General features: G+C 40.7%; 14 protein-coding genes and 1 pseudogene. 11 read left to right on the forward strand and 4 right to left on the reverse strand.

Annotated elements, in window-relative coordinates; genetic code table 11:
• Window positions 1–185: transposase (locus HC723_RS15005; RefSeq protein ID WP_190339652.1), on the reverse strand; the 185-nt coding region annotated here is incomplete at its 3' end.
• A 99-nt stretch (window positions 186–284) separates the two neighbouring features.
• Here HC723_RS15005 and HC723_RS15010 point away from each other — a divergent pair.
• Together HC723_RS15010 and aroG are read left to right on the forward strand one after the other, a co-directional pair.
• A complete protein-coding gene (locus HC723_RS15010; protein WP_190339653.1) occupies window positions 285–485 on the forward strand; it encodes a hypothetical protein in 201 nt (66 codons plus the stop codon).
• 213 nt (window positions 486–698) lie between these two features.
• Window positions 699–1754 carry a 3-deoxy-7-phosphoheptulonate synthase AroG gene (aroG, locus tag HC723_RS15015; protein ID WP_153448701.1) on the forward strand — a complete coding sequence of 352 codons (1056 nt, stop codon included), beginning with the start codon at window positions 699–701 and terminating at the stop codon, window positions 1752–1754.
• 124 nt (window positions 1755–1878) lie between these two features.
• Here the strand turns inward: aroG and HC723_RS15020 are convergent, their stop codons facing one another.
• Entirely contained in the window at window positions 1879–2559 is a 681-nt protein-coding gene (locus tag HC723_RS15020; protein WP_153448700.1) for a glutathione S-transferase, read from the reverse strand.
• A 102-nt stretch (window positions 2560–2661) separates the two neighbouring features.
• Here HC723_RS15020 and HC723_RS15025 point away from each other — a divergent pair, with 102 nt between their 5' ends.
• Complete coding sequence (locus HC723_RS15025; RefSeq protein WP_190339654.1) at window positions 2662–4965, forward strand: peptidase U32 family protein; 2304 nt, start codon at window positions 2662–2664, stop codon at window positions 4963–4965.
• A 193-nt stretch (window positions 4966–5158) separates the two neighbouring features.
• Here HC723_RS15025 and rlmF read toward each other — a convergent pair whose 3' ends face one another.
• Window positions 5159–6235: a 23S rRNA (adenine(1618)-N(6))-methyltransferase RlmF gene (rlmF, locus tag HC723_RS15030; RefSeq protein ID WP_153448698.1), complete on the reverse strand. Its 1077-nt coding sequence runs from the start codon at window positions 6233–6235 to the stop codon at window positions 5159–5161.
• A gap of 133 nt (window positions 6236–6368) precedes the next feature.
• Here rlmF and HC723_RS15035 point away from each other — a divergent pair, with 133 nt between their 5' ends.
• Entirely contained in the window at window positions 6369–6767 is a 399-nt protein-coding gene (locus HC723_RS15035) for a DUF1090 domain-containing protein (protein ID WP_153448697.1), read from the forward strand.
• Window positions 6768–6848: 81 nt separating this feature from the next.
• On the opposite strand, the gene HC723_RS15040 is transcribed toward HC723_RS15035, so the two are convergent.
• Window positions 6849–7970: a mechanosensitive ion channel family protein gene (locus HC723_RS15040; protein WP_190339655.1), complete on the reverse strand. Its 1122-nt coding sequence runs from the start codon at window positions 7968–7970 to the stop codon at window positions 6849–6851.
• Between the two features lie 348 nt (window positions 7971–8318).
• Here HC723_RS15040 and HC723_RS15045 point away from each other — a divergent pair, with 348 nt between their 5' ends.
• The 7 genes and pseudogenes from HC723_RS15045 to HC723_RS15075 all read left to right on the forward strand — a co-directional run.
• Window positions 8319–8981 (forward strand): potassium channel family protein, encoded by a 663-nt coding sequence (locus HC723_RS15045; RefSeq protein ID WP_153448695.1) that lies wholly within the window; start codon window positions 8319–8321, stop codon window positions 8979–8981.
• Between the two features lie 14 nt (window positions 8982–8995).
• Entirely contained in the window at window positions 8996–10363 is a 1368-nt protein-coding gene (locus HC723_RS15050; RefSeq protein ID WP_190339656.1) for a TrkH family potassium uptake protein, read from the forward strand.
• Between the two features lie 104 nt (window positions 10364–10467).
• Window positions 10468–10866, forward strand: coding sequence for a YccF domain-containing protein (locus HC723_RS15055; protein ID WP_153448693.1), 399 nt, complete (start codon window positions 10468–10470; stop codon window positions 10864–10866).
• Between the two features lie 68 nt (window positions 10867–10934).
• Window positions 10935–11096, forward strand: coding sequence for a YqaE/Pmp3 family membrane protein (locus HC723_RS15060; RefSeq protein WP_153448692.1), 162 nt, complete (start codon window positions 10935–10937; stop codon window positions 11094–11096).
• A 139-nt stretch (window positions 11097–11235) separates the two neighbouring features.
• On the forward strand, window positions 11236–11940 hold the full coding sequence (locus tag HC723_RS15065; protein WP_190339657.1) for a UTRA domain-containing protein: 705 nt from the start codon (window positions 11236–11238) through the stop codon (window positions 11938–11940).
• A gap of 58 nt (window positions 11941–11998) precedes the next feature.
• Window positions 11999–12508, forward strand: coding sequence for an NUDIX hydrolase (locus HC723_RS15070; RefSeq protein ID WP_153448690.1), 510 nt, complete (start codon window positions 11999–12001; stop codon window positions 12506–12508).
• A gap of 285 nt (window positions 12509–12793) precedes the next feature.
• Window positions 12794–12931, forward strand: a pseudogene (locus HC723_RS15075) (IS5/IS1182 family transposase); the annotation flags it as partial.

The following is a 12931-nucleotide window of genomic DNA, read 5'->3' on the forward strand; positions in this document are numbered from 1 at the left end:
TCATCTGCGTTGACAGATGAATTATTGAGTTCGTCAGCCTTCTGCTTCCAAGTGTAAAGCAGGTTTTGTGATACTCCCAACGCATCAGCAGCTTGGGCGACAGAATACCCTTGTTCGGTAATAAGGCAGATTGCCTCTTCTTTAAATTCTTTCGTATAAGTTCGATATTGACGTTTTGTATTCATATTCACCTCGATTGATTATCCACAATCAAGGTGTCCAGATCGATTAGACCAGAATACCGCCCAGTGGCCTCATTTGGTAATTCAAATGGTGATATGCAAATGTTGCAATGGACGGCGGCGGGCGATGGCGCAAGATTGTCCGTGCTCATTCATCATACCGACGCAAAACGTGAATGGGCGTATGACAAAAACTCACCGATTGGCCAGTTAGATAAAGCGTTAGAAGAAGCCCAAAAAGGCGATTGGTTAGTGGTGGATATGAAGCATGACTGGAACCAAATCTTCCACCGGGTTAAATAAGTAACATCCACCGATATTGAAACCAACGTAGGCGACTATGTTGGTTTTTTTGTTTAAATCGCGGTTAAAACACAATTAATGATTGAAGTTCTTATTTTGTAAGGATAAGTTAAAGAAAGGTTTGAAAAAATCACATTAGATGTTTCACAGACTTTAAAGATTTATTTTAATAGACAAGAAGTCGTGCGCTCAAATACATAGGATGATGTAGTTATGTACCAGATTGATGATGTAAGAATTAAAAACGTAAAAGAACTTTTGCCACCGGTAGCGGTTCTTGAAAAATTCCCTGCCACAGAAACGGCGAGCACCACGACATTTGAATCACGCGCCGCTATCCACAATATTCTGCAAGACGAGGATGACCGTCTGCTGGTGGTGATTGGTCCTTGTTCTATCCATGATACTGAAGCGGCTTTAGAATATGGCAAACGTCTGGCGGTATTGCGTGAAGAGTTTAAAGGCAATCTTGAAATCGTAATGCGAGTGTACTTTGAAAAGCCACGCACCACAGTCGGTTGGAAAGGGCTTATCAACGACCCATATCTTGATGATACTTATCAGCTTAATGATGGCGTGCGCATTGGTCGTAAATTGTTATTAGATCTAACCGATGCTGGCATGCCAACCGCCAGTGAATTCTTAGATATGATCACGCCGCAGTACATGGGTGATTTGATCAGTTGGGGCGCAATTGGTGCGCGTACGACGGAATCTCAAGTCCACCGTGAACTTGCCTCTGGTCTTTCTTGCCCCGTTGGTTTTAAAAATGGGACCGATGGCAATATCAAAATCGCCACCGATGCGTGCAGCTCTGCCGGTGCCTCGCATCACTTTTTATCGGTAACCAAATACGGCCATTCAGCCATTATAGAAACTGCCGGAAATCCAGATTGTCATATCATCCTACGCGGTGGTAAAGAGCCAAACTACAGCGCTGCCCATGTTGCGGCGGTCAAAGCCGAATTAGCGGGTCAAGGTTTACGCCAAAAAGTGATGATCGATTTTAGCCACGCGAATAGCTCTAAGCAATTTCAGCGTCAAATGGTGGTGGCGGAAGATGTTTGTTCGCAATTAGCCGCAGGTGAAAACGCTATTTTTGGCGTGATGATTGAAAGCCACATCAATGAAGGTCGTCAAGATCTGGTGGATGGGAAAGTAGAAAACTACGGCCAAAGTATTACCGATGCTTGTATTGGTTGGGATGACACCGAAACCGTATTGCGCCAATTAGCGGAAGCTGTTGCAGCGCGCCGTTTGGCCAAATGATGGTAACACGATAAATCGCCGATATAAAAATACCCCATAAACGGACCTTAAGTTTATGGGGTGTTTTTTATGCAACATTTTCTTATGGATCTGCATCTTTCGGCGTATTCAAATTGATCAAATATTAAATGGAATTAGACGGGTTTAATACAACATCTTGTCGATTCAACAACCAAAGTTCATGCTTTGTCATCACTTTACTGAACATTTTACTTTGTAAGTATCGGTCTAACCATTGGCGTAATTTAGGATAGGGTGATTGCAAATACCATTGCCGTTCTACGCGAGCAAACTGGCGAATAAATGGCAGCAATGCTAAGTCTGCAAGGCTTTCTCGCTCGGCTAATAAGAAGGTATGTTTGGATAAACCTTGTTCTAACTGGGCGATGTGCTGTTCGCAAGCTGCACGGCATTCAGTTAAGTTAGGCTCATGGTAGCGTTTAGCGGCTCGGTAAGCTTCAAGGCACGGTTTGAACTCGCTATCAAATTGATGAATGAGTCTGCGCATCTCATCAAACTGGTTTTCATCCTCACGCAATAATAAATCCGCCGGATCATTTTGACTTAATGCCCACAACATCACTTCGATGCTTTCGTCAATGACCATACCATCACTGGTAATCAAAACGGGCACCGTCCCTTTAGGCGAAGCCATTAACATTTCCGCTGGTTTATCTTTTAATACAATATCACGCAATAGTACTGGCAGTTGTGAGCGATAAATCGCCATTCTAGCCCGCATCGCGAACGGACAATTTCGCAGTGAATACAACACGGGCAACGGACTGTGTTTATCGAACATCATTTTTTCCTTTAATGATAAAATGGATTAATTTGTCGCAATGATTTTCATTAGCAACATATACAGGTATCATTCCGCCTTTAAAGTTAGCCGAGACTCTGTGTGATGAACCAAAAGATTGAATTATTAGCCCCAGGTGGCGATATCGACGCAATTAAAGCCGCTATTATTGCAGGCGCGGACGCCGTTTATTGTGGTCTAGATACCTTTAATGCGCGTAACCGTGCGTCTAATATTTCGTTCGATCACTTGGTTGGGGCTATCCGACTTGCTCATCAATACGATTGTAAGATCTTCTTAACTTTGAATATTGTGATTTTAGAGCAAGAATTCAAAACCGTAGTTAAACTGCTTAACCGATTAGTCAATACCACGCTAGATGGTGTTATTGTACAAGATATCGGCTTATTGTACGTTTTACGCCAATATTTCCCAACGCTTGATATTCATGCTTCGACTCAAATGACGATCCATAATATTGGCCAGATCCCTTTTATGAAAAAGCTGGGTGTCAGCCGAGTGAATTTATCGCGTGAACTTAATCTGCGAGAAATTACCGCAATGACGACGATAGGGTTAGATCATGACGTGTTGGTCGAAGTGTTTGTGCATGGCTCATTATGTGTCGCGTTTTCGGGGTTATGTTATTCAACCTCGGCCACAGCCGGTAATTCCGGTAACCGTGGACGTTGCAGTCAAGCTTGTCGTGAAGAATATGAAACCACAGAGTCGGGCAATAGCTTTCCACTGAACATTAAAGATAATTCAGCCTTCTTTGATTTACCGGCGTTAATTAATGCCGGTGTGCATTCGTTTAAAGTCGAAGGGCGTATTAAAGGTGCAAGCTATGTTCACACTGTGATTGACAGCTTCCGCAAACAAATTGATGGCTATGTTGAAACCGGCGAACTGACGCAAGATGGCGAACGTTTATACAAGGTATTCAACCGTGATTTTACCAATGCGTTTTTGCGCGGTGATTTAAATCAATCGATGTTTATTGATAACCCTCGCGACAACTCGAATAACCGTATTGTTGAGCAATTAAAAGCCGATAAGCAAAAAGCAGATCAGGGTGAGACCATTTCTGTGGTTGAAATATTTGATGCTAAACAGCAACTGCAATTAGATAAACAGCAAATCAATGCGTCTGTGGATGAGAAAATTGCTCAGCTAAGCATTGAAAAAATTAAGTTGAAATTGCACTTTGCCAGCGAGCAAGGCAAGCCGTTGACCTTAACCGTGACCACGGAACAAAATAACGGCTTATTAAGTGAAGCGCCAAAAACGGTCGTATTTACCTCAAGCAGTATTATGTCAGTGAGTGAAAAATTAAGTGTTGATAAAGAAGCGATAGAAAAGCGTTTTAAAAATATCAATAACGCCAATTATGAATTAGTTGAGTTTGAAACAGAGCAGTTACGCGATGGTTTAAGCATTCCTTATCGTGAAATAACCGCACTTAAAAATGAATTATTGGCTTACTTAAATGATGGTATTGCCACCATCGCAGAAGTTACGCTGCCGAAGCTTGAGCGCCACCTTAAACCGGTCGATCAAAAACCAGAGCTTTCCGTTTTGATATGCGATGAAGCCGATGCCGCACTTGCCGATGTCACTGATGCCGATATCTACTTTAAACTGCCAGATGCGTATAAGCGTGGTTGCACCAAATATGTGTCGTTTTTACAAGATAACCCACGTTTGATCCCTTGGTTCCCACCAGTATTGATCGGCAAGGATTTTGACGTTGCGCTGAATATTTTAGAGCAAGTCAAACCTCAATTGATCGTCACCAATAATACCGGTATTGCGTATCACGCTCAGCGCTTAGGCATCAACTGGATTGCGGGCCCACTGCTCAATACCACCAACTCTTATGTGTTATTGGCATTGCAACAAAACTTTGATTGCAGCGGTGCGTTTGTTTCTAACGAGATCAGTAAGCAACAAATGCGAAATATCGCTCGTCCACAAAACTTTAAAATGATGTACAGCATTTATCATCCGATCCTGCTAATGGCAAGCCGTCAGTGCTTCTTCCAGCAGAGCGTCGGATGTGAGAAGCCACGTATTGATAATGGCTGTATGTTGTCGTGTGATAAAAAGACCAGTATCAAAAACTTGAAAGGCGATTCATTTGCGATTGATAAGCAAAAGGGTGGTTACCCAAGCATCTACAATCAGGACCAATTCTTAAATACTGATATTATCGACGATCTTAGTCACTTATTTGATGGATTTATGATTGATTTAACCGAAATTGGCGCAGGTAGCAAAGTATCACCCGATAAGGTCGAGTTAATTAAACAATTTGAAGCCTTGTTAAATGGCGAGCAAGAAGCAAGTCAGGCGCTATCTAATATGGTGGTTGGATCAACTGATCAGCAATATCATACTGGTTTGTAGGGTTTAGAATTAAAATCTTATTTTAGATTGTGAGAAGCCAGTAGCCGATGAGGTTGCTGGCTTTTTTGTTTTCTTATTTGTATTCAAATGGTTATAAAAATCTAAAATCAATAATGCTAAATACTAAAACGCCCTGTGAATTTAACTCACAGGGCGCTTTTTTAATCCGTGCAACATGTGGTTTAAATTAGTCTTAAAATTTCCACGCCACAAAACGACTCACTTTATGACCTTGCGCCATTGGAACGACTTTGATCTTTCTTACGCCTAATTTTTCAAGGATTTCACGCAACGCTTCGACGTTTTCAGTCTTAGAAACTAAGGTCGTAAACCAAGTCACTTGCAAGGCAAATTGGGTACTTTCATTGGCCATTTTTTCTAAGAAGGCAATTTCGCCACCTTCGTAACATAATTCGTTTTCAGTACCAGCAAAGTTTAATACTGGCTTTTGGTTAGCTTTTAATAATGCCGCTTTGCCTTTGCTTAAGTTGTTCACTTTACGCAAACTGCCTTCGGTCGCTTTTTCCATTGAAGCGTGGAAAGGAGGATTACACATGCTTATTGCAAATTGATCTTGTGGCTTAATCACGCCATGGAAAATCGAATCTTTATCTTGCTGTAAGCGCAGTTTGATTTTGCCATTAAGCTTTTTATTGGCTTTGATGACCCATTGCGCCGATTTGATAGAAACCGGATCGATATCGGTTCCCACAAACTTCCAATCATAAGAAGTGCTGCCAAGGATTGGGTAAATACAGTTAGCGCCAGTACCAATATCTAAAATCATTGGTGCGCGATTTGAATTACCGCGAGGCTCAAACTCGTCATCATCATCTTGTGGTGTTGATTGTGCTTCATCGAGCTGTAATTGCTGCTCTTCGGCTAATAAATCCGCTAAATAGTGAATGTAATCGGCACGCCCTGGGATTGGTGGGCATAAATGGTTTGGCGGAATTTGCCAAAAATCCAAACCATAATACGCTTTTAATAACGCTTCATTTAATGCCAATACCGCCTTGGGATCGCTGAATGTCACCGAACGATCACCGTGAGGATTCATTATCACAAAAGGCGCTAAAGCAGGGTGCGCTTTCTCTAATGCATCAAAATCATAACGACCTTGGTGAATATTGTTTGGGTGCAAGCCCGCGGGTTTCGCTTCAGTATTGGCAGCTTTTTTATGCTGAGGCTTTCCGTTTCTGCTTGGGGTGCGTTTCTGCTGATGAGAAGGCTTTGAACCGTATTTGTTTTGCGGATTGCCAGAAGACATAAAAACTCCAATAAGTACTAGATTAAGCGGGCGTGCATACTAGCTTATTTCTGACATAAAATATACTTCACAAAAATATCAGTTGGATGCACTATAATAAGATAATAATCAATTATATAAATAGTGAGAAAAAATGAAAATTTATCAAGGTGTATTAGCACTGACCTTGCTGATCGCAAGTGGCACAACTTGGGCGCAAAGCTGTAGTGACAAAATAGGTTGTGCTGAAAAAACATGCCAGATAGAAACACAATTAGAAATGGCCAAACTGCATGATAATCAAGATAAAGAAGCAGGGCTAACCACCGCATTACAGCAAGCGAAATTGCATTGTACTGATGCCAGTTTAGAGTCGAATCTTTATGATGATATTTCTGATGTACAAAAAGACATGGCCGAGCATAAAGCCGATTTAGTTGAAGCAATGCAAGACAACAAAGCCGATAAAATTAAAAAGTACCAAGATAAGATCGCAGAAGATGAGCAAAAGCTGGATCAGTTGCAATTAGAAGCGGCGAAATTTAAAAAATAGCAGAGACTTTCAACACACTATTTTAAGCAAAAAATGCACGTCATATTGGGTATGATGTGCATTTTTTATATTTTAAGCCCGCTATTTAGTCGTTTCTGTATTGTTTTGATCATCTGCAGGAGTGATTTCCGGTTCGACTTGGCTAGATTGCATATGCAAAGTACGAGTAGGGAAAGCCACATCAGCATCGTGTTGATGAATGATGTCGAGCACTTTTAACAATACGTTTTGTTTTACTTCATGGAAATGAACCCATTCAACGGTTTTAGTAAAAGTATAAATAAAGAAGTCCAATGACGATGGACCGAAACTGGTAAAGTTAACAATAATGGTTTGTTTATTATCTATATCAGGGTGATTGCGGATCATCTCGGTGACATCACGAATAATCCCATCCATTTTATCGGCATCTTGATAGCGAATACCGATAGTTTCATTGATGCGTCGATTTTGCATTCTAGATGGGTTTTCCACCACAATATTGGTGAAGATTGAATTAGGAACATATAACGGACGTTTATCAAAAGTGCGAATAATGGTCATCCGCCAGCCAATGCGTTCAACTGTACCTTCAATATTACGGTCTGTGGAACGGATCCAATCACCAACCCGAAAAGGGCGATCTAAGTAAACCACAATACCACCGAAGAAATTAGACAATAAATCTTTGGCTGCAAAACCGACCACTAAACCGCCGACACCACCAAAGGTGAGTAACCCTGAAAGGCTTAACCCCAGAGTTTGCATCATGGTTAATATGCCAAGAGCAAAGATCATTAAGCGGGCGATTTTAGCGAGAGCTTGAACGGTAGAAGTATCATATTTACTGTTTCTTTCAAGAATATCTTCACTATTCCCGATCAAACGATATAGCGTCCAAATAATAATTGAAATAACCAGTAAAATTTGCGCGGTTTGAGTCCATGAAACACTACGATTAAAAACATCTTCTAGAAGAATGCCGGTTCCGATAGTCATCGGCCAACACCAGATCAAAGTACTTACCGGAGACTTTAACGACAGTAAGATAACATCATCCCATGCTAGCTTGGTTTTGTCGGCAATGTGAGATAAGCGAGCATAAATGATACGCCAAACAATCCAGACTACTAAACTAAATACAATGATCGCGACAATATCACTGCTCCAGTCTTGGGTATGCTGCTGATAAAATTGCTGCATGGTTAGGAGGAAATTATCCATGAAAGTCCTTTAGCCTAAAGTTTATAGCCAGTCTTACTGGGTTTAGAATTTATTAAAGATAAGAAAAATAACAAATATCTCTGCGTATTCCTATTAGCATTTGTGATGAATTAAATTTATTTGGTGTTATATTGAACAATAATAGAAAAAAGTGCAGACATTTTACTAAAAATGGTTGGCATTGACTCAGTAAGGGTATAAAAAGCACTGTGACTTTTATCTATATTTTCCGATTATCTATAATGACGTTTTGCATCTTGAGTAAAGATAACTAGCCAAGTGACAATTTCAAATTTGGCGGATGTAGAGAACGGTACTTTGAGACGAAAAAAAAGGCTAGAATTTAATATGAAATCAATTAGTAAACAATTTGCAGTTATTGGCTTAGGTCGCTTTGGTAGTTCAGTTTGTCGAGAATTAAGCGATTCAGGTGCTGAAGTGCTTGCGGTAGATATCAATGAAGCGAGAGTGAATGCTGTCTCGAATATTACCAATAACGCTATTGTGGCAAATTGTTCTAACGAAGAAACAGCCCAAGAATTAAAGCTTGATGAATACGATATGGTGATGGTTGCCATCGGCTCTGATGTGAATGCCAGTATCTTAACGACGCTGGTGGTAAAAGAATTAGGCGCTAAAAATGTCTGGGTTAAGGCGAATGATAAGTTTCATGCCAAAATCTTACAAAAAATTGGTGCCGACCATGTGATTTTACCTGAACGAGATATGGGAGTCCGCGTCGCGCGTAAAATGCTTGATCGTCGCGTGTTTGATTTCCACGATATTGGTAGCGGCTTAGCGATTTCTGAAATCGTTATTGCGCTTAAAAATATGGGTAAAAAACTGGGCGATGTTTCCATGTGTAAAGACGCAGATATGAAAGTATTGGCGATTAAACGTGGTCCTGAAATTATAGACTCACCTGATTACAACACGGTTTTAGAGATGGGGGATATCCTCTTTATTGTTGGGCCTCACTCTGCAATGGCTCATAGAATGAAATCAATGTAAGCGAAGCGTGAATTATGAGCGTTATAGATAGAAAAGGTTCTATATTTGCCATCAAACAAGATGGTGAGAAAAAAGGCTGGTCAGAGCCAAAAATCATTTTAGGTAGTTTTTTATCTATCTTAGTCCCTTCCGCTGTACTTTTGACCATGCCGTTATTCTCTGTATCGGGTTTATCTTTTGCTGATGCATTATTTACCGCTACATCTGCTATTAGTGTAACGGGTTTAGGTGTGGTTGATACCGGTTCTCATTTCACTATCGAAGGGCAAGTTTTACTTATGTTGCTGATGCAAATTGGTGGCTTAGGTCAAATGACACTTTCGGCAATCTTACTGTATATCTTTGGTGTCCGTTTAAGCTTAAAACAGCAATCAGCAGCCAAAGAAGCGTTAGGACAAGAAAAGGGAATTAACCTTAGAAAATTGGTTAAGAAAATTATTATCTTTGCGATCATTGCTGAATTATTTGGTATGGCGGTGCTCGCTTTTACTTGGGTACCTGAGTTAGGTTGGAGAAAGGGCCTATGGTATTCGCTTTTTCATGCGGTATCTGCGTTTAATAATGCGGGTTTTTCATTGTTTTCCGACAGTTTAATGCATTATGTATCTAACCCAGAAGTTGTGATCCCTCTGGCATTATTGTTTATTTTTGGTGGTCTCGGTTTTACAGTTATTGCCGATGTTAGTGCTCATTGGCGTCGCGGTTTTCGCGGTTTTAATCTTCATACTAAAATCATGTTAATTGCCACACCGGTATTACTCTTGTTTGGTACAGTGATGTTTTGGCTGCTTGAGCATAATAATATTCATACCATGGGGCATTTATCGGAAGAAGGGCAATGGCTAGCGGCATTTTTCCAATCGGCAACCGCGCGTACTGCTGGTTTTAATAGTATCGATATTACGCAAATGGGGCAGCCTGCTTTATTGATTATGATCGTGCTGATGCTAATTGGTGCTGGCTCTGCTTCAACTGGTGGTGGTATTAAAGTGTCGACCTTTGTGGTGGCAGTGGTTGCGACGTGGTCATTTTTGAGACAAAAACAAAATGTGGTGATGTTTAGACGTACGGTAAGTTGGCCAAAAGTAACCCGATCTTTGGCGATCATCGTAGTTAGTGGTATTATCCTTACGTTTTCTATGTTTTTATTGATGTTGACCGAAAAAGCCAGTTTTGAAAAAGTCATGTTTGAAACCATTTCAGCATTTGCAACCGTCGGTTTATCAGCCGGTTTAACTGCAGAATTGTCGGAACCGGGTAAATACATTATGGTGGTGATCATGATCATTGGTCGAATTGGTCCGATGACATTAGCCTACATGTTAGCGAAACCAAAACCGACATTACTTAAATACCCAGAAGATAATGTATTAACTGGTTAAAGATAGATATATCAACTATTTTAAGAAGGCGAGCTTTACAGCTCGCTTTTGTATATCCTAATTTATTGGGATGCATCATTTGCTTTAATTGATAAAGAGATATTATGCGCACGATTGGTAACATTTTATGGTTTTTGTTTGGTGGTGTGTTTATGGGGCTTGCTTGGTGGTTGGCAGGGGTGCTTTGCATTCTCACAATTATCTGCATTCCATGGGCTAAATCTTGCTTTGTGATTGGAACCTTTACCTTTTTTCCATTTGGCAAAGATGCGGTTAAGCGTAATGAGTTAACGTTCAAAGATGATATTGGTACTGGCGCACTAGGCATGATTGGTAATGTGGTCTGGTTTATTTTTGCAGGTATTTGGCTTGCGATTGGCCATTTAACCGCGGCCGTTGCCTGCTTTTGTACCATTATTGGTATTCCGTTTGGGATCCAACATATCAAACTGGCTCTCATTTCTCTTGCGCCAATTGGACAAACGATTGTTAAAAAATATTAACCATGAGATAAATAGCTTTATGTTACTTAGACAGAGTTATTATTAGAACGCAAAACAAGGATGGCAAAATGGATAACAAATTAGTCGCGATTATTTTAGCGGTATTATTACCACCAGTAGCGGTATTTTTGAAATGTGGTGTAGGTAAAGATTTATTGATTAACATTGTATTATGTTTCTTGTTCTTCTTCCCAGCCATGATCCATGCGCTGTGGATAGTAACCAAGTAACCAAAACAATTGGTTACGGTGATTTACTTTTCAAGCATGAATTGATTAAAATCTACGCCTAGTACGCTGTGTGCTGGGCGTTTTTGTTTGAAGGTTGACATTGTGAGCAATAGCAATATGTTTCAAGAAGGGTTAAGTATTGCAGTACGTTAAGATCAAAGAGGCGATTGTAGAGCAGATTGATGCCGGTGCTTTGTTACCGATGCAGAAGTTACCCTCAGAGCGACAGTTAGCCGACTCTTTTAACACCACCCGAGTGACATTAAGAGAGGCATTATCCCTGCTTGAAACTGAAGGCAAAATCTTTCGAGAAGATCGCCGTGGTTGGTTTATTTCGCCGCAACGTTTTCAATATGATCTTTCGGAGCCGCAACCTTTTGAACTTATGGCACAAGAGCAGCATTTACAGCCCTTAATCCAACTCATCTCTGCCACCTCAATGCTGGCGGATAAACAGGCTTCACAATTATTAGCACTACCCGCTTTTAGTAAAGTATTCAAACTGAAACGGTTATTATCATTAGATACAAGGCCGGTGGCTTTTGTGCTCACTTATGTCTCTGAATCAAAATTTGCCGGCTTGCTTGAGTGTGATTTAACCGGCTCGTTACCCGACTTGTTTCAGCAACACTATCAACAAACCTATTTACGCACCGTGACCAAAATGACCATGACCTCACTTGATGCGGATATTGCACAAGCTTTGCGAACCACCAGTGGCAGTTCGGCGTTGCTTATTGAACGTCAACATATTAATCTCGCAGGGCAAACGATGGCGCATGATCTTGAATATTGGCGCCATGATGCAGTCGAAATTACCTCAAGTTTCTCTCATCCTCATTGAACGGTTATGTCAGCTTAATCAATCACATAAATTCTTAACACGATACCCATCTAATACTATGAAATTACTGCGCTCAACGATTCACCCAGATATCACCACTCTTGATAACAAAACCATTAAACAACGATTAGCAACACGCGCCATTGTGCAGTGCGATGATGAAATTTTGCTTTTATTTACCGAACGTTACCATGACTACAGTTTGCCAGGTGGTGGCTTAGATGAGGGCGAAGATCAAGTGCAAGGCATGATCCGCGAATTAGAAGAAGAAACCGGCGCGTTGAATATTCGAGATATTGAACCGTTTGGTTGCTATGAAGAATTTCGACCTTGGTATAAAAATGATATCGATGTGATCCACATGTTGTCGTATTGCTTTATCTGCCAAGTGGATAAGCAATTAGGCGAAACTCGTTATGAGAGCCATGAAATTAACAATGGTATGCGACCTGTGTGGATCAATATTCATGAGGCGATTGCACATAACGAAAACACCATCGCTCAAAGCCCAAAAAAGGGCATGAGTATCGAACGAGAAACCTTTTTGCTGAAATTGCTTGCAGGTTAAATTTTAGCTATGGGTTTTTATATGAACCATAAATGATGGCATAGAAAAGACGAGCGATGAGTTTTCGTCAGCATCTTTTTGCTATGCTCAGTTCATATTTAATCGCGTTTAAGCCGTAGGATCTGCGTATGGCTTTAAAATAATGCGATCATTTTCTTGGCGGCGCACCCAACCGTCTTTTTCCATACGATTTGCCAGTGGGATTGGCTTTGTTGCGTAATTCGATGGAACTAAATGTGAAACTGACGATCAGATCGTTTACTCCCCACTAAACCATCGATATTCATGCCAAAAAATCGTTATAAGACCAAAAACTGGAAGTTATATAATCAATCACTGATTAAACGTGGTTCACTGACTTTCTGGATTGATGAAGAAGCTATCCAAGAATGGAAAGAAGCTAAACAAGGGCTGCGTGGTAGA

The organism is Vibrio sp. S11_S32 (assembly GCF_014694465.1).
Taxonomy (GTDB): Bacteria; Pseudomonadota; Gammaproteobacteria; order Enterobacterales; family Vibrionaceae; genus Vibrio; species Vibrio algicola.

Excerpts from the sequence above, each read along its gene's own strand:
- HC723_RS15010 (WP_190339653.1), top strand. The coding sequence starts at position 285 with ATGTTGCAATGGACGGCGGCGGGCGATGGCGCAAGATTGTCCGTGCTC.
- aroG (WP_153448701.1), top strand. The coding sequence starts at position 699 with ATGTACCAGATTGATGATGTAAGAATTAAAAACGTAAAAGAACTTTTG.
- HC723_RS15020 (WP_153448700.1), bottom strand. The coding sequence starts at position 2,559 with ATGATGTTCGATAAACACAGTCCGTTGCCCGTGTTGTATTCACTGCGA.
- HC723_RS15025 (WP_190339654.1), top strand. The coding sequence starts at position 2,662 with ATGAACCAAAAGATTGAATTATTAGCCCCAGGTGGCGATATCGACGCA.
- rlmF (WP_153448698.1), bottom strand. The coding sequence starts at position 6,235 with ATGTCTTCTGGCAATCCGCAAAACAAATACGGTTCAAAGCCTTCTCAT.
- HC723_RS15035 (WP_153448697.1), top strand. The coding sequence starts at position 6,369 with ATGAAAATTTATCAAGGTGTATTAGCACTGACCTTGCTGATCGCAAGT.
- HC723_RS15040 (WP_190339655.1), bottom strand. The coding sequence starts at position 7,970 with ATGGATAATTTCCTCCTAACCATGCAGCAATTTTATCAGCAGCATACC.
- HC723_RS15045 (WP_153448695.1), top strand. The coding sequence starts at position 8,319 with ATGAAATCAATTAGTAAACAATTTGCAGTTATTGGCTTAGGTCGCTTT.
- HC723_RS15050 (WP_190339656.1), top strand. The coding sequence starts at position 8,996 with ATGAGCGTTATAGATAGAAAAGGTTCTATATTTGCCATCAAACAAGAT.
- HC723_RS15055 (WP_153448693.1), top strand. The coding sequence starts at position 10,468 with ATGCGCACGATTGGTAACATTTTATGGTTTTTGTTTGGTGGTGTGTTT.
- HC723_RS15060 (WP_153448692.1), top strand. The coding sequence starts at position 10,935 with ATGGATAACAAATTAGTCGCGATTATTTTAGCGGTATTATTACCACCA.
- HC723_RS15070 (WP_153448690.1), top strand. The coding sequence starts at position 11,999 with ATGAAATTACTGCGCTCAACGATTCACCCAGATATCACCACTCTTGAT.